We start from the raw sequence: 15,165 nt of genomic DNA, 5'->3' as shown, positions 1-15,165 counted from the left end.
GATCAGGACATCTCGCCGCCGCAGGCGCCTCTCCCCGGCATCCCGCCTGATCTCGCGAGACGGCCTCATGCGGCGGGCGTCAGGACGACAGCCCCATCGCGGTCATGCGCGCCGCGTGCGCGCCCAGGAGCGCCGTGAACACCGGCTCGACGCGCTCGGCCGCGGCCGCCGAGCCCTCCTTGCGCAGCGCCGAGCGGGCGACCAAGAGCGTGTCCCCGACGAGCCGCCGCCCCCACAGGGCCAGGAGCGAGGCCCACTCCGGGTCGGACGCGATCGTCTCGGAGAGGATGCCGACGACCGCCTGCCGGTCGTTGTCGGCGCGAAGGATGCGGGCCACCCGGCGCCCCGTCTCGTCGTACCCTGCGGACAGGGCGAGGTAGAAGTCGTCGAGCATGCCCGCCGTGATGTGCACGGACAGCAGCGTCTCCTGGGGCCGCACGCCGTGCGTCGCATCACGGAAAGCATCGAGAGGCTCTCGGAAGGGCAGCATGACCTGCGTCGGATCGCCGCCGCGCTCACGGATGAGGGCGACGAGCTCGCGATGCTTGAGCAGCGCCGCGCCCGCCGCGCGCGAGATCGCCTCCTTCTGCACGAGCTGCGGCGTCGTCGCGATCAGCTCGCTGAGGGTCTCGAAGTAGCCCAGCTGGAGGTAGGCCGCCTGACCGAGGAAGGTGTCGACGTCCGGCGCGAGCTCCTCGAAGGAGACGCGCGGCATCGTCGCGAGCTCCTCGCGCGACCGCAGCCGCAGCGCTCTGCCCGCCGGCCGGTCTCGGCCCAGCAACCGTTCCACCCACTGCCACACGCGGTACAGCCTAGGGCTCGGGTATCGTGGAGCACGCCCCGGCACGGATCCGGGGCCACCGCGCCTGGGGCTGAGGAAGGGCGTGGACCGACTCGCGGCCATCGCCGCCGACAACCAGACAGGTGCATATTGTGACGACCTTCGCCGAACTCGGCGTCGACCAGGACATCGTCGACGTCCTCGCAGGAAAGGGCATCATCGATGCCTTCCCGATCCAGGAGCAGACGATCCCGCTGTCCCTCCCCGGACAGGACATCATCGGCCAGGCAAAGACGGGAACGGGCAAGACCTTCGGGTTCGGCATCCCGGTCGTGCAGCGGCTGGGCCCCACCCCGGAGCCCGGCGTGAAGGCGCTGATCGTGGTCCCCACCCGCGAGCTCGCGGTCCAGGTCTACGAGGACATGGACCTGCTCGCCCAGGGGCGCCCGACGAGCGTCGTCGCCATCTACGGCGGCAAGGCGTACGAGGGCCAGATCGAGCAGCTGCAGGCGGGCGCGCAGATCGTCGTCGGCACTCCGGGACGCCTCATCGACCTCGCCGGACAGCGGCTGCTCGACCTCTCGCACGCGACGGAGGTCGTGCTCGACGAGGCCGACAAGATGCTCGACCTCGGGTTCCTGCCCGACATCGAGAAGATCTTCGCGAAGGTTCCCCCGGTCCGCCACACCCAGCTGTTCAGCGCCACCATGCCGGGCCCGATCGTCGCGCTCGCACGCCGGTTCATGTCGAACCCGATCCACATCCGCGCGAACGACCCCGACGAGGGCCTCACGCAGGCGAACATCAAGCACCTCGTCTACCGCGCCCACTCGCTCGACAAGGACGAGGTCGTCGCCCGGATCCTGCAGGCGGAGGGCCGCGGCAAGACCGTCGTGTTCACACGTACCAAGCGCGCCGCTCAGAAGCTCGTCGACGAGCTCAACGACCGCGGCTTCAACGCGGGCGCCGTCCACGGCGACATGAGCCAGGAGGCGCGTGAACGGTCGATGGCGGCCTTCAAGGCCGGCAAGCGCGACGTTCTGATCGCCACGGATGTCGCGGCCCGCGGCATCGACGTCGACGACGTCACACACGTCATCAACCACACGATCCCGGACGACGAGAAGACCTATCTCCACCGCGCCGGGCGCACGGGTCGCGCGGGAAAGACAGGCATCGCGGTCACGTTCGTGGACTGGGACGACCTGCACAAATGGGCTCTCATCAACCGTGCGCTCGAGTTCGGGCAGCCCGAGCCCGTCGAGACCTACTCGTCCAGCCCGCACCTCTACGCCGATCTCGGCATCCCCGAAGGCACCAAGGGACGACTGACGAAGGCCCCGCAGACCGCGGCCGTCGCCACGACGGACGCGGCGGCGCGCGCGCCCCGCCGCCGTCGCCGCGGCTCGAGCGAACAGCCCGCGGCCTCCGCCCCTGCGGAGCGCACGGAAGGCGCCGGCACGCATGACGGCGGCGGCGCCCAGCATCAGGACGGCAAGCCCGCCCCGGCACGACGCCGGCGCCGGCGGCGGTCGAGCGCGGGCGGCGCCCCCGCCGCGGGTGCGTGACCCCCGCGCGATAACGGCTGCGGAGCGCGTTCAGCCGAGGGCAGAGGCCCTCCCCCGAGCTGCCCTCGCAAGCGCCCCCGTCACGGATAGACGGGGGCGCTTCCGCGTCCCGCCTCGATGATGCGGGCGATCATGTCGTCGGTCGTCGTGTTCTCGCCCGGCACGTTCGGCTTTCCGAGACCGTGGTAGTCGCTCGACCCGGTGACGATGAGGTCGTGGCGGCGCGCCATCTCGGCGAGCACACGACGGCCTTCCGCGGTGTTCTCACGATGCCCGATCTCGACTCCGCGGAGGCCGCGCTCGATGAGCCGTTCGAACACGGCGGGCGGCATCATCCGGTCACGCCCTGCGGTCGCCGGGTGCGCGACGACGGGCACACCGCCGGCGGCGGCGACGAGCTCGACCGCGCGCTCCGCCTCGGGGGCGTAATGCGGCTCGTAGTACGGCTCTCGCGGATGCAGGATGCCGGCGAACGCCGCCGTCCGATCGGCGGCGAGCCCGCGCGCGACGAGGGCGTCGGCGATGTGGGGCCTGCCCACCGTGGCGTCCCCGCTCGTCTGCGCCAGGACATCGTCCCAGGTGAGGTCGTAGTCGCGCGAGATGTTCGCGACGATGCGCTCGGCGCGGCCGAGACGTGCGGACCGGATGCGGTCCATCTCCGCCCGCAGCGCGGCGTCCTCCGGGTCGAAGAGATAGGCGAGCAGGTGCACGCTGCGCCACTCGTGGCGCGCGGAGAGCTCCATGCCGGGAATGAGGGTGACCCCGAGTGCCACAGCGGCGGCCGCTGCCTCCGCCCATCCCGCGGTCGTGTCGTGGTCGGTCAGCGAGAGCGTGCGCACGCCGTGTCGGTGCGCCGCCGCAACCACCTGCTCGGGCGGTTCCGTGCCGTCGGAGCAGAGCGAGTGGAGGTGAAGGTCCCCCGGGCCGTCGAACCGCCGTCTCTCGCCCGCACCGCCATCCACCTTCCGAGCGTACCGCGGGCCCTCGCCCGCCGGTTTCCCAGGCGCACTGCCTAGGCTCGACGAGTGCTTCGCCTGCTCGGGACCCTCGTGACCGTGGTGGCGGCGATCGCGGCGGCCGTCCTCACCTGGCCGGGCTTCTTCCGCGTCGGGCAGGTCTTCCCGGTCACCCAGGTCATCGCGTTCCGCGGCGTGGTGACGGCGGCGTTCGGCCTGCTCCTGCTGCTGTGCCTGCTGCTGGCCGCGGTCCGCCGTCTCCGCCGCTTCCTCCTGTCCCTCGCCTTCGTGATGGCCGTCGCGGTCGTCGCCAACCTGGTGGTGCTCGCCGGCCGCGGGCTCGGCAACGCGACCCTGCCGGACAAGACGGACGGCAGCATCCGGGTGATGACCTGGAACACCGCCGGCGACGCGACCTCCGCACAGACCATCGCGCAGACCGCCGTCGCCATGCGCGCCGACGTCGTGAGCCTGCCGGAGACGACGATCGACACCGGTGCCGCCGTCGCGGTCGCGATGCGCGAGCTCGGCCAGCCGATGTGGGCGTACCACACCGAGTACGGCGTCGACGGCTGGGCCGCCGACTCGACGACGCTGCTCATCTCGCCGGGAATGGGCGACTACGCCGTCGTCGCCTCCGCGCAGGACGGCACGAGCAACACCTCGACCGTGCCCTCCGTCGTCGCGATGCCCACGAACGGCTCGGGCCCGATCATCGTGGCGGCGCACGCGGTCGCTCCACGCCAGTCGGCGATGGCGGACTGGCGCCACGATCTGCGCTGGCTCGCGGACCAGTGCGCGGCGGACGACGTCATCATGGCGGGCGACTTCAACGCCACGCTCGACCACATGGCGGGACTCGGAACCGATGGGGGCACGCTCGGACGCTGCACGGATGCGGCCGCGACCAGCGGAACCGGCGCCGTCGGCACCTGGCCGACCTCTCTGCCCGCGCTCGCGGGCGCACCGGTCGACCACGTGCTGACGACATCCGCGTGGCGGAGCACGGGGTCGGTCGTGCTGTCCTCGCTCGACGGCTCCGGCAGCGACCACCGGCCGCTCGTCGTCCAGCTCGACCGCACCGGCTGAGCGACCTCGGGCTTCTGGTGGGACACTGGAGGCGGACAGACAGGAGTCACCATGAGCGACACCACGACGCAGGCGGAGAAGGATGCGGCGACCACGACGAACCGCAGACAGCCCTTCCCCCAGGGTTTCCTCGACACGATCTCGAACGGCTGGGCACCACGGCCCGACGAGGCCGTCGCACCCCGGGAGCAGGCGGCGTACACAGCCCGGCGCCGCGCCGCCGTCTCCGCGGCGTTCCCCGGTCGGCGGCTGGTCGTCCCGGCCGGCGAGCTGAAGGTGCGCAGCAACGACACCGACTATCCGTTCCGTGCTCACTCCGCCTTCTCCCACCTCACGGGATGGGCGGCCGACAGCGAGCCGGGCGCCGTGCTGGTGTTCGACCCGACCTCCGACGGACACGTCGTGACGCTCTACTTCCGCGAGCGGGCCGACCGCACGACGCCGGAGTTCTACGCCGACGCCACGATCGGCGAGTTCTGGATCGGGCCGCGCCCCTCGCGCGCTGCCGTCGCGATCGATCTCGGTCTGGACACCGCGCACATCGACTCCTTCTCGGCGGGACCGGACGATCTGGTCGTCGGCGAGGACGCCGAGCTCACCCGCTTCGTCTCGGAGCTCCGGCTCGTGAAGGACGAGTACGAGATCTCCGAGCTGCGCCACGCCGTCGCCGTCACCGCGGACGGTTTCGACGACATCGTCGCGAACCTCGACCGGATCGTCGCGCATCCGCGCGGCGAACGCCTCGTCGAGGGCGTCTTCCGTACCCGCGCGCGCAGCGACGGCAACGGCGAGGGCTACGACACGATCGCCGCGGCGGGTGCGCACGCCTGCTACCTGCACTGGACCCGCAACGACGGCCCCGTCGCGGGCGGCGACCTGATCCTCATCGATGCGGGCGCCGAGGTCGACAGCCTCTACACCGCAGACGTGACACGCACGATCCCGGTCTCCGGCACGTTCTCCGAGGTGCAGCGACGGGTCTACGAGACCGTCCGCGAGGCCGCCGACGCGGGTTTCGCCGCGGCACGTCCCGGCGCGCGGTTCCGCGAGATCCACGAGGCCGCCATGGGAGTCATCGCCCGCCGCACGGCCGAGTGGGGACTCCTGCCGGTCACGGCCGAGGAAGCCCTCGACGCCGACCGCGGCGGTCAGCACCGGCGCTACATGGTGCACGGCACCAGCCACCACCTCGGCATCGACGTGCACGACTGCGCCCAGGCCCGACGCGAGATGTACTACGACGGCATCCTCGAGCCGGGCATGGTCTTCACGATCGAGCCCGGCCTGTACTTCCAAGCCGACGACCTGACGGTTCCGGAGGAGCTGCGGGGCATCGGCGTCCGCATCGAGGACGACGTGCTCATGACCGCCGACGGGCCCGTGAACCTGTCCGCCGGCATCCCGCGGACCGCCGACGAGGTCGAGGCCTGGGTGAGGCGTCGACGCGGCTGATCGCTAGGCGCGGTCCGCCGAGCCCGGAGTCTCATCCGGCTCGGCGGCCGACGTCTCAGGCGTCTGCGGAGCAGACTTCGGCGGCGACGCGGGCTGCGGCGGCGCGATCCGCTCGCCGTATCTCGGCGGCTCGGAGCTCGCCGGCTGCTCCGGCGCACGCGGCGGCTCGGGCGCCCGCACCCCCAGCGCGTCGCGCGCCCGCTGGACGCTGCTCGCGGAGACTTTCACGTCGTATCGCTCCGCCGCGATCTGCATGACCGAGGCGTAGTCGCGCCGGCGCCGCACGAGCGCGTAGGAGACGAGGCTCAGCAGCATGCCCACCGCGATCCCGAGCAGCAGCACGCCGACGAACACCTGGATCGGCACGTTCGGCGTGCCGAGGACCACGACGAACGAGAACAGGATGCCGAGAACGACGCCGTTCACGGCACCCGATCGAGCGGCCGCGGCATAGCCCAGGCGTCCCGTCACCCGCTCCACGGAACGGAGTCCCTGGCCCACGATCGCGATCTCGCGAGCCGGGACGTCCCCGGCGATGAGCGCGGACACGGCCTTCTGCGCACCCTCATAGGTGCTGAACGAGGCCACCGTCGCACCGCTCTCCGCCGCCGCGGGGGAGAACGGACCGCCCATCATGCTCATGGATCCATCCTGCCACGCCGTTCCTATGGTCTCCCGGAACGGGCACCGGTCTACGCTTGACGGGTGAGCACACAACGGGTCTTCGTCGCACGTCTGGCCGGATGCGCCGTCTTCGACCCGTCGGGTGATCGGCTGGGCAAGGTTCGCGACGTCGTGGTGATCTATCGCCCGGACGGCGCGCCGCGCGTGGTCGGGCTCGTGGTCGAGATCCCCGGACGACGCCACGTGTTCGTGTCCATCGGGCGGGTGACCTCGATCGACACCGGTCAGGTCATCACGACCGGGCTCATCAACGTGCGCCGCTTCCAGCAGCGCGGCGGCGAGGTGCGCGTGCTCGCCGAGCTGGTCGGCCGCAAGGTGACCTTCACGGACGGCTCCGGCACCGCGGTGATCGAGGACGTCGCGATCGAGCGCAACAGACTGGGCGAGTGGGATGTCGGGCAGCTGTTCCTGCGCAAGCCCAAGACCAGCGCCTCGCCCTTCGCGAAGGGGCCGACGACGTTCGCCCACTGGAACGACGTGCACGAGCGCCAGCAGCCGGGCGAGTCGCAGTCTGCCGAGCACCTGGTGGCCAGCTACGCGGACCTGCGGCCGGCCGACCTCGCCAACACGCTGCTGGACCTTCCCGAGGAACGGCTCATCGAGGTGGCGGAAGAGCTGCCGGACGACCGCCTCGCCGATGCGCTCGAGGAGATGCCCGAGGACGAGCAGGTGCACATCCTCGAGGCGCTCGGCGACGAGCGGGCCGCCGACATCCTCGACCACATGGAGCCCGACGACGCGGCCGACCTCCTCGGGCAGCTCCCCGAGGAGCGTCTGGAGGAGCTCCTGGACCTCATGGAGCCCGAGGAGGCGGAGGACGTCCGCACCCTGCTCCAGTACGGCCCCGACACGGCGGGCGGACTGATGACGACCGAGCCGATCGTGCTGTCGGCCGACGCCACGGTCGCGGAGGCGCTCGCGCTGATCCGGCGGCACGAGCTGCATCCGGCTCTCGCCGCGGCCGTGTTCATCACGCTGCCGCCGTACGAGACGCCCACCGGACGTCTTCTCGGCGTCGTGCACTTCCAGCGGATGCTGCGCTATCCGCCGCACGAGCGGCTCGGCGCGATCATCGACGACACCCTGGAGCCGGTCCCCGTGACGGCGCCCGCCACCGAGGTCGCGCGTCTGCTCGCCAGCTACAACCTCGTCTCGCTGCCGGTCGTCGACCCGGCCCAGCGGCTGGTGGGAGCCGTCAGCATCGACGACGTGCTCGACTACCTGCTGCCGCAGGACTGGCGCTCCGGCGACGAGCAGGCCCCGACCGCCTCGGGGGTGCGCTGATGGCACGCTCCACCCGCACGGCATCCCTCGACGCCCCGCTCGGGCGCGGCACCCGGATCGGGCGCGCACCGCAGCCCTCGCGCGACAGGTTCGGGCGTGCGACCGAGTGGATCGCGCGCGCGATGGGGACGCCGTGGTTCCTCGTGGCGCTCACGATGTTCTGCGTCGCATGGATCGCCTGGAACACGATGGCCCCGGACACGCTCCGCTTCGACGCCGCCGCCAACGGCTTCACCGCGCTCACGCTCATGCTCTCGCTCCAGGCGTCCTACGCCGCGCCCCTGATCCTGCTCGCGCAGAACCGTCAGGACGACCGCGACCGCGTGCAGATCGAACAGGACCGGCAACGCGCCGAGCGCAACCTCGCCGACACCGAGTACCTCGCGCGCGAGATCGTGGCGCTGCGGATCGCCCTCAACGAGCTGTCGGGCGAGGTCGTCACCCGCGAGACGCTGCGCGACGAGCTGCGCGCCCTCGTGGAGGACTTCGACGCGCGCGCCTCCGGAGAGTCGGCCGACGAGACCGCGGAGCGTGAGGAGCGACGCCGCAAGGCCGAGCGACGGGAGAAGGCCGAGCGGGACGCGCGTGACCGCTGAGGAGACCCTCGCCGAGCGCGTGGGCAGCGCGGTGGGCGCCGTCTCGGATCCCGAGCTGCGACGTCCGCTGGCCGAGCTCGGCATGATCGGCCGGGTCGGCGTCGAGGGATCGTCCGCTCGGGTCGAGGTGCGGCTCACGATCGTCGGCTGCCCGGCCTCCGACAGGATCGAGCGCGAGGTGCGGGAAGCCGCATCCGCCGTCCCCGGCATCGAGGCCGTCGAGGTCGAGCTCGGCGTCATGACGCCAGCGGAGCGCACGGCGCTCACGGAGCGGCTGCGCGCGGGCCGACCGCGCGGCATCCCCTTCACCGCCGACTCGCTCACACGGGTCGTCGCGGTCACGAGCGGCAAGGGCGGCGTCGGCAAGTCGACGGTCACGGCGGGACTCGCGGTCGCACTCGCGCAGCGCGGCCTGTCGATCGGCCTGGTGGACGCCGATGTGCACGGGTTCTCGATCCCGGGGCTCCTCGGCCTCACCGACGCCGCGGGACGCACGGTGCGACCGACGCGGATCGACGATCTGATCGTGCCCCCCGTCGCGCACGGCGTGAAGACCGTGTCGATCGGCATGTTCCTGCCGGAGGGCGAGGAACGCGCCGCCGTCGCCTGGCGGGGGCCGATGCTCCATCGCACGGTCGCGCAGTTCCTCACGGATGTGCACTTCGGCGATCTCGACGTCCTGCTGCTGGACATGCCGCCCGGCACGGGGGATGTCGCCATCTCGGTCGGACAGCTACTCCCCCACGCCGAGGTGCTGGTGGTCACGACGCCGCAGGCAGCGGCCGCCGACGTCGCCGTGCGCAGCGGCCTGGTCGCCCGCCAGACGGGTCAGCGGATCATCGGCGTCGTGGAGAACATGGCACCGCTCACCCTTCCGGACGGCACCGTGCTCGACCTGTTCGGCACGGGCGGCGGGGACGCCGTCGCCGCCCGGCTGTCGGCCGACGCCGCGGAGGACGTCCCGCTGCTCGCGTCGATCCCGCTCTCCCCCGCCCTCCGGGCCGCCGGCGACGCGGGCGAGCCCGTCGTGGTCTCGGCACCCGACGATCCCGCCGCTCGGGCGATCACCGCCCTCGCCGCCGCCGTCGCCACGGCCGGCCGCGGCCTCTCGGGCCGGCCGCTCGGCGTCCGCCCGGTCTGAGACCGGCGCCGAGCCGTCACTTTCCGCGCGAAAACGGCGTGCGGAAGCGCCGTTTGTGACGGTTCGCGCGGGTCAGGTGGCCTCGGTGTCGTACGGCGGGAGCTCGCCGGAGGCGGGGTCGTGACGCGTCGCGGTGGTGGAGGACGCGGGGGACGCGGGAGCGGCGACGGTCGCTGCGAGCCCGGCCGCCCGCACGGTCGCGGTGGGCGGGTCATCGAGCAGGGCCTCGCGGATGATGCGCCGCGGGTCGTACTGCCGCGGGTCGAGCTTGCGCCAGTCGACCTCGTCGAACTCCGGCCCCATCTCCTCCTGCACGCGGGTCTTCGCGCCCTTGAGGAAGTCGCGCGCCCGCGTCGTGAAACGCGCGAGCGTCTCCGCGTATCGGGGCAGGCGCTCCGGTCCGATGAGGAAGGCGGCGATCACTCCGATCACCAGCAGCTTCTCGATCGTCAGGCCGAAGAACATGCACTCAGGTTACCCGCCGCGCCTGCGACATCCGGCCCCGACGGCGCCTTAGGCTGAACGCGGAGGAAACCCATGGGTGCATATGACGCGAACGCTCGATTCGCTCTCGAGGCGACGAGCGAGCCGGAGGCGATCGCCCGCGCCCGCACGCACGCGCTGGAGCTCGGCGCCGACCCCATCAGCGCACCGATCGGCGCGCAGTGCGCGGTCATCGCGGCCGCCTCCAGTGCGCTCAACATCGTCGAGATCGGCACGGGAGCGGGCGTCTCCGGCCTCTGGCTCATGCACGGCGCGCCGCGGGCGATCCTCACGACGATCGACAAGGAGCCGGAGCACCTCGCCGCGGCTCGTCAGGCCTTCGCCGACGCGCGTATCCCTCCGGCACGCGCGCGGTTCATCACGGGCCGTGCCGCCGACGTCCTCCCCCGTATGAACGAAGCGGCATACGACGTCGTTCTGGTGGATGCGGACCCCGACGGCGTGATCGAGTACGTCGAGCACGGGCTGCGCCTCGTCCGGCCGGGCGGCACCGTGCTCGTCCCGCGAGTGCTCGCCGGCGGCGCCGTCGCCGATCCCGTACGGCGCGACCCCGTGACGACCGCCTACCGCTCGCTCATCCAGGAGACGCAGGCCTCCCCGGCCGTCATCGGCGCGCTCTCGATCGTCGCCGAGGGCCTGCTGCAGCTGACCACGATCGCGGACACCGGGCTCTGAGAACGAGAAAGGCCGGGAATCCCCGCGGGAACCCGGCCTTTCGCAGGCTGTATCGGCTCAGGCGCCGACGACCTCGCCCAGCACGTCGTAGAGCTCCTTCGCCTCGGCGTCGTTGACCGAGACCACGAGTCGGCCACCGCCCTCGAGCGGTACGCGAACGATGATGAGGCGCCCCTCCTTCACAGCCTCCATCGGCCCGTCTCCGGTTCTCGGCTTCATGGCTGCCATCGTGGCTCCTTTTCGTCGATGTTCTGATACTGAGTTTATCCTGAGCACCGCGCCACAACGAACCGGCAGGTTACTAAGGGATCTGCCAGAACGTGTTTCCCAGCGCGTACATGTTGTAGATCCACCACCACTGGCCCGCGAGACAGACGACCAGGACGCCCGCACGCCACCACGTGCTCCGGGGAACGGCGAACGCCCCCCACAGCGGGGACACCGGGAGGAGCAGTCGGAAGATGCTCGACTGCGGGAAGAACACGGCGAGCAGGTAGAGCAGGTAGCTCGCCGACCAGAGCCTGACCTCGACGCCGAGACGGCGCACGTGCGGCTCGAGGACCAGGATCAGCGCGACCGCCGCCACGAGCAGCCCGAGCGACACGTAGCCGACCGTCGCGCTGGCCCCCCACCACCGGAACCAGAAGGCGGCCGCGGTCACGAAACCCTCGACCGGGAAGAACTCGCCCGAGGAGCTCGGGATCCAGTTGCGGCGCCAGGCCAGCTCCGTCGCGAGATAGGCGTTCGGATCCCCCGTGACCCAGCCCGCGATCAGCTGCCAGGCGAATCCTACGGCCACCGCGATCGCGCCGAGGGCCAGGATGTGGACGATCTCGCTCCGCGGCAATGGCTCCTCGCGGCGCCGGAACCATCGCCAGATGCCGAACAGCCCGAGGAACAGCGCGAACGCGAGCACGCCGGGCCTGGTCGCCCCCATGAGCGGGACCAGCAGGTAGAGCCAGCCGTACCGGCGCACCTGCACGAGCCGGAGCGCCAGGAACAGCCAGAGCAGGAACAGCGACTCGGCGTACCCCACCTGGAACATCGCCGCCAGCGGTCCCGCGCAGAAGAAGACGACGGCCCACATCGCGGCGGGTCCGTCCAGCCGGTGCCGCATCATCCGATACAGGACGAGGGCGGAGAGGTAGCCCGCCACGAGCGAGATGATCACCGCTCCCGCACCCCAGCCGCCCACGAGCCAGCCCAGGCCCCGCGCGAGCACGCCGTAGAGCGGCATGAATGCCCACTGGTTCTCGGCGACCTGTCCGGACGCCGTCAGCGGCAGCTGGCTCGGGTACCCGTTCATCGCCGCGAACCAGTACCAGGCCGCATCCCACCCCACGACGAGATCGCCGATCGTCGCGTGCGCGCCGAAACGCGACCTCGGCCCGGAGAGCGCCGCCGCCATCACGAGGAAGACGGTCGTGACGGCGCGCGCGGCGACATACAGGATGCCGATGCGCACCGCCACGGGAAGGCGCGCCCAGCCGACGCGCTGGGCCGGCGGCGCGGCCGTCACGCGCTCAGCCAGGTGCGGAGGCTGCGCTCGACGTCCTCGATCTGGGCGAACGGAACGCGCTCCTGGTCATGGTGCGCGAGGCTCGGATCGCCCGGACCGTAGTTGACGGCCGGCACGCCCAGCGCGGAGAACCGGGCGACGTCGGTCCACCCGTACTTCGGTCGCGGCTCGGCGCCGACCGAGGACAGGAACTCCTGCGCGAGGGGGGCGTCCAGACCCGGACGCGCGCCGGCCGCCGCATCCACGAGCTCCACCTCGAACCCCGCGAGGAGGTTGCGCACATGCGCCTCCGCGTCCGCGACGCTCCGGCTCGGCGCGAAGCGGTAGTTCACCTCGACCTCGCAGAGGTCGGGAATGACGTTGCCCGCCACGCCGCCCGTCACGCGCACCGCGTTCAGCGACTCCCGGTACACGAGGCCGTCGACCGCGATCTCGCGCGGCCGGTACTCGGCGAGCCGGTCGAGGATCGGCGCCGCGGCATGGATCGCGTTCTCACCCATCCACGCCCGGGCGCTGTGCGCCCGCACGCCGTGTGTGCGCACGACCATGCGGAGCGTGCCGTTGCAGCCGCCTTCGACCTGGCCGTTCGAGGGCTCGCCGAGGATCGCGAAGTCCGCGGCGAAGAGGTCCGGCCGCGCGCGGGCGAGACGCGTCAGCCCGTTGCGCTCGGAGTCGACCTCCTCGTTGTCGTACCAGAGCCACGTGACGTCGACGCGCGGGGCGACCAGCTCCGCGGCGAGCTTCAGCTGAACCGCGGTTCCGCCCTTCATGTCGACCGTGCCGCGTCCCCAGAGATACGGCTGACCGTCGATCTCGACATCCCGGGTGGGGAGGTTCGCGTTGATCGGCACCGTGTCGATGTGCCCGGCGATCGCGACGCGCCGGCTGCGTCCGAGATCGGTCCGGGCCACGATCGTGTTGCCGTGACGAGAAACCTCGAGGTGTCCGAGCGGTGAGACCGCGTCGAAGATCGCGTCCGCGAGCGATGCCTCATCGCCGGAGACGCTCGGGATGTCGCAGATCGCTCGCGTGAGGTCGACGGAGGAGACGGTCAGATCCAGCGCGGGCATGGTCCGAGTCTACCGAGCAGCATCCCTTCGATAGCCTTGAGGGATGAGCGATGAGCGGACGGTATGGGGCATCGGACTGTCGACGACGAGCGAGAACGGCACGGTGCTGGACACCTGGTTCCCCGAGGTCCGGCTCGGCGTCCCCGACGACGGCGATGCGGCAGCGGCCGCCGCGACGTGGGGCGGGTTCGCCGAGCCCGACGAGCGGCGAGCCGTGGAGGTGTCGCTCGTCACCCTCGCGATCGACCTGGACTCCGCGCCCGCCTCGACCCCGGACGCCTACCTGCGCCTCCACGCGCTCTCGCACCGCGTCGCCAGGCCGAACGAGGTCAACCTCGACGGCGTCTTCGGGTATCTGCCGATCGTGGCCTGGACGACGGCCGGCCCCATGCACCCGGACGACGCGTCGCGGCTTCGCCCGCTGCTGCAGCGCGCCGGCGTCCAGGTGCACAGCCTCGACAAGTTCCCGCGCCTGCTCGACTATGTCACCCCGCCCGGCGTCCGGATCGCCGATGCCTCGCGGGTACGCCTGGGCGCCTATCTCTCGCCCGGCACGACCGTGATGCACGAGGGCTTCGTCAACTTCAACGCCGGCACCCTCGGCGCGTCCATGGTCGAGGGGCGCATCTCGCAGGGCGTCGTCGTCGGCGACGGCAGCGACATCGGCGGCGGCGCATCCATCATGGGCACGCTCTCCGGAGGCGGCACGCACCGTGTCTCGATCGGGGCGCGCACGCTCCTCGGCGCCAACGCCGGGATCGGGATCTCGCTGGGCGACGACTGCGTCGTCGAGGCGGGCCTGTACGTCACGGCCGGCACGAAGGTCGCGCTCGCGGACGAGCCGGCGGATGCCGCGGGCGCCCGGCCGGTCATCAAGGCACGCGAGCTCTCCGGTCGCGACGGAATCCTGTTCCGACGCAACTCGGTCACGGGCGCGGTGGAGGCCGTGCGCCGGGCCGGCGTCGGCGTGACCCTCAACGAGGCGCTGCACGCCTGACGGCGTCGTGAGGCCTGCCGTATGCTCGGGAGATGACGGCTCGGCTCGGCAAGAAGATCTACGAACGCGCCCTCGCGGACCTGCAGTCTCAGCTCGTCGACATGCAGGCGTGGGTGCAGTCGACCGGTGCCCGTGTGGTCGTGATCTTCGAGGGCCGCGACGCCGCGGGCAAGGGATCCACGATCAAGCGTGTCAGCGAGTACCTGAACCCGCGGGTGACGCGCATCGTCGCGCTGCCCACCCCCACGGACCGTGAGAAGAGCCAGTGGTACTTCCAGCGCTACGTGCCCCATCTGCCGGCGGCCGGCGAGATCGTGCTGATGGACCGGTCCTGGTACAACCGCGCCGGTGTCGAGCGCGTCATGGGCTACTGCACGGCGGCCGAGTACCACCGCTTCCTCCACCAGGCACCGATCTTCGAGCGGATGCTCGTGGAGGACGGCATCCTGCTGCTGAAGTACTGGTTCAGCGTCTCCGACGCCGAGCAGGAGCGGCGCTTCCGTTCGCGTGCGGCCGACCCCATGCGGCGATGGAAGCTGAGCCCGAACGACGTCCTGTCCATCACCAAGTGGGAGGACTACTCTCGCGCGAAGGACACGATGTTCGTGCACACCGACATCCCGGAGGCTCCCTGGTTCGAGGTCGACAACGAGGACAAGCGCCGTGGTCGGGTCAACATGATCCATCACCTGCTCGGCCGCATCCCCTGGGAGCCGGTTCCGCGCGAAGAGGTCGTGATCCCCCCGCGGCCGCCCTCCGGCGGATACGAGCGCCCGCCGCGCGACGAGCTCTCGATCGTCCCCGACTACGCGGCAACGCTCGAGCGGCGCGGCTGAGGCGCGACGGCGG

At 71.6% G+C, this 15,165-nt stretch carries 16 protein-coding genes; 9 read left to right on the top strand and 7 right to left on the bottom strand.

Annotated features, from left to right (window positions below; genetic code table 11):
- Positions 1 to 79: 79 nt before the first annotated feature.
- Positions 80 to 802, bottom strand: a complete 723-nt coding sequence (locus QE381_RS01610; protein WP_307214886.1) for a ferritin-like fold-containing protein — start codon at positions 800 to 802, stop codon at positions 80 to 82.
- A gap of 131 nt (positions 803 to 933) precedes the next feature.
- On the opposite strand from QE381_RS01610, the gene QE381_RS01605 reads away from it, so the two are divergent.
- Positions 934 to 2,349 carry a DEAD/DEAH box helicase gene (locus QE381_RS01605; protein WP_307214884.1) on the top strand — a complete coding sequence of 472 codons (1,416 nt, stop codon included), beginning with the start codon at positions 934 to 936 and terminating at the stop codon, positions 2,347 to 2,349.
- Between the two features lie 80 nt (positions 2,350 to 2,429).
- On the opposite strand, the gene QE381_RS01600 is transcribed toward QE381_RS01605, so the two are convergent.
- Complete coding sequence (locus tag QE381_RS01600) at positions 2,430 to 3,311, bottom strand: PHP domain-containing protein (RefSeq protein WP_307214882.1); 882 nt, start codon at positions 3,309 to 3,311, stop codon at positions 2,430 to 2,432.
- Between the two features lie 63 nt (positions 3,312 to 3,374).
- Between QE381_RS01600 and QE381_RS01595 the strand changes: the two genes are divergently transcribed.
- Complete coding sequence (locus tag QE381_RS01595) at positions 3,375 to 4,394, top strand: endonuclease/exonuclease/phosphatase family protein (protein ID WP_307214880.1); 1,020 nt, start codon at positions 3,375 to 3,377, stop codon at positions 4,392 to 4,394.
- 51 nt (positions 4,395 to 4,445) lie between these two features.
- Positions 4,446 to 5,846, top strand: coding sequence for an aminopeptidase P family protein (locus tag QE381_RS01590; protein ID WP_307214878.1), 1,401 nt, complete (start codon positions 4,446 to 4,448; stop codon positions 5,844 to 5,846).
- Between the two features lie 3 nt (positions 5,847 to 5,849).
- Here the strand turns inward: QE381_RS01590 and QE381_RS01585 are convergent, their stop codons facing one another.
- Positions 5,850 to 6,488 (bottom strand): general stress protein, encoded by a 639-nt coding sequence (locus tag QE381_RS01585; RefSeq protein ID WP_307214876.1) that lies wholly within the window; start codon positions 6,486 to 6,488, stop codon positions 5,850 to 5,852.
- A 63-nt stretch (positions 6,489 to 6,551) separates the two neighbouring features.
- On the opposite strand from QE381_RS01585, the gene QE381_RS01580 reads away from it, so the two are divergent.
- From QE381_RS01580 to QE381_RS01570, 3 genes are read left to right on the top strand one after another with little or no spacing between them, the layout of a single operon-like run.
- On the top strand, positions 6,552 to 7,814 hold the full coding sequence (locus QE381_RS01580) for a magnesium transporter MgtE N-terminal domain-containing protein (protein ID WP_307214874.1): 1,263 nt from the start codon (positions 6,552 to 6,554) through the stop codon (positions 7,812 to 7,814).
- Entirely contained in the window at positions 7,814 to 8,410 is a 597-nt protein-coding gene (locus QE381_RS01575; RefSeq protein WP_307214872.1) for a DUF1003 domain-containing protein, read from the top strand. Before QE381_RS01580 ends, QE381_RS01575 begins: the two co-directional genes overlap by 1 nt.
- The gene (locus QE381_RS01570; RefSeq protein ID WP_307214870.1) at positions 8,400 to 9,551 is read left to right on the top strand and encodes an Mrp/NBP35 family ATP-binding protein; all 1,152 of its coding nucleotides are present in this window, start codon (positions 8,400 to 8,402) and stop codon (positions 9,549 to 9,551) included. The genes QE381_RS01575 and QE381_RS01570 overlap by 11 nt, the downstream gene beginning before the upstream one ends.
- 72 nt (positions 9,552 to 9,623) lie before the next feature.
- On the opposite strand, the gene QE381_RS01565 is transcribed toward QE381_RS01570, so the two are convergent.
- Positions 9,624 to 10,016 (bottom strand): Sec-independent protein translocase TatB, encoded by a 393-nt coding sequence (locus tag QE381_RS01565; protein ID WP_307214868.1) that lies wholly within the window; start codon positions 10,014 to 10,016, stop codon positions 9,624 to 9,626.
- A 72-nt stretch (positions 10,017 to 10,088) separates the two neighbouring features.
- Here QE381_RS01565 and QE381_RS01560 point away from each other — a divergent pair, with 72 nt between their 5' ends.
- On the top strand, positions 10,089 to 10,730 hold the full coding sequence (locus QE381_RS01560) for an O-methyltransferase (RefSeq protein ID WP_307214867.1): 642 nt from the start codon (positions 10,089 to 10,091) through the stop codon (positions 10,728 to 10,730).
- 57 nt (positions 10,731 to 10,787) lie between these two features.
- Here QE381_RS01560 and QE381_RS01555 read toward each other — a convergent pair whose 3' ends face one another.
- The 3 genes from QE381_RS01555 to dapE form a co-directional block, all read right to left on the bottom strand.
- The gene (locus tag QE381_RS01555; RefSeq protein ID WP_124293549.1) at positions 10,788 to 10,958 is read right to left on the bottom strand and encodes a DUF3117 domain-containing protein; all 171 of its coding nucleotides are present in this window, start codon (positions 10,956 to 10,958) and stop codon (positions 10,788 to 10,790) included.
- A gap of 73 nt (positions 10,959 to 11,031) precedes the next feature.
- Positions 11,032 to 12,261, bottom strand: a complete 1,230-nt coding sequence (locus QE381_RS01550) for a hypothetical protein (RefSeq protein WP_373426972.1) — start codon at positions 12,259 to 12,261, stop codon at positions 11,032 to 11,034.
- Entirely contained in the window at positions 12,246 to 13,319 is a 1,074-nt protein-coding gene (dapE, locus tag QE381_RS01545) for a succinyl-diaminopimelate desuccinylase (protein ID WP_307214860.1), read from the bottom strand. Before dapE ends, QE381_RS01550 begins: the two co-directional genes overlap by 16 nt.
- A gap of 43 nt (positions 13,320 to 13,362) precedes the next feature.
- On the opposite strand from dapE, the gene dapD reads away from it, so the two are divergent.
- Positions 13,363 to 14,316: a 2,3,4,5-tetrahydropyridine-2,6-dicarboxylate N-succinyltransferase gene (dapD, locus tag QE381_RS01540; protein WP_307214858.1), complete on the top strand. Its 954-nt coding sequence runs from the start codon at positions 13,363 to 13,365 to the stop codon at positions 14,314 to 14,316.
- 32 nt (positions 14,317 to 14,348) lie between these two features.
- Positions 14,349 to 15,152: a polyphosphate kinase 2 gene (gene ppk2 / locus QE381_RS01535; protein WP_307214856.1), complete on the top strand. Its 804-nt coding sequence runs from the start codon at positions 14,349 to 14,351 to the stop codon at positions 15,150 to 15,152.
- The last annotated feature ends 13 nt before the right edge of the window (positions 15,153 to 15,165 follow it).

This window comes from Microbacterium sp. SORGH_AS_0888, assembly GCF_030818905.1.
In the GTDB taxonomy this organism is placed as follows: domain Bacteria; phylum Actinomycetota; class Actinomycetes; order Actinomycetales; family Microbacteriaceae; genus Microbacterium.
Note: the sequence above shows the minus strand (reverse complement) of the source record. Positions and strands in the feature narration are given on the sequence as shown.

Bases quoted from the DNA above. Each gene is read 5' to 3' on its own strand.
- dapE (WP_307214860.1), bottom strand. From the start codon at position 13,319: ATGCCCGCGCTGGATCTGACCGTCTCCTCCGTCGACCTCACGCGAGCG.
- dapD (WP_307214858.1), top strand. From the start codon at position 13,363: ATGAGCGATGAGCGGACGGTATGGGGCATCGGACTGTCGACGACGAGC.
- QE381_RS01585 (WP_307214876.1), bottom strand. From the start codon at position 6,488: ATGAGCATGATGGGCGGTCCGTTCTCCCCCGCGGCGGCGGAGAGCGGT.
- QE381_RS01575 (WP_307214872.1), top strand. From the start codon at position 7,814: ATGGCACGCTCCACCCGCACGGCATCCCTCGACGCCCCGCTCGGGCGC.
- QE381_RS01590 (WP_307214878.1), top strand. From the start codon at position 4,446: ATGAGCGACACCACGACGCAGGCGGAGAAGGATGCGGCGACCACGACG.
- QE381_RS01555 (WP_124293549.1), bottom strand. From the start codon at position 10,958: ATGGCAGCCATGAAGCCGAGAACCGGAGACGGGCCGATGGAGGCTGTG.
- QE381_RS01565 (WP_307214868.1), bottom strand. From the start codon at position 10,016: ATGTTCTTCGGCCTGACGATCGAGAAGCTGCTGGTGATCGGAGTGATC.
- ppk2 (WP_307214856.1), top strand. From the start codon at position 14,349: ATGACGGCTCGGCTCGGCAAGAAGATCTACGAACGCGCCCTCGCGGAC.
- QE381_RS01560 (WP_307214867.1), top strand. From the start codon at position 10,089: ATGGGTGCATATGACGCGAACGCTCGATTCGCTCTCGAGGCGACGAGC.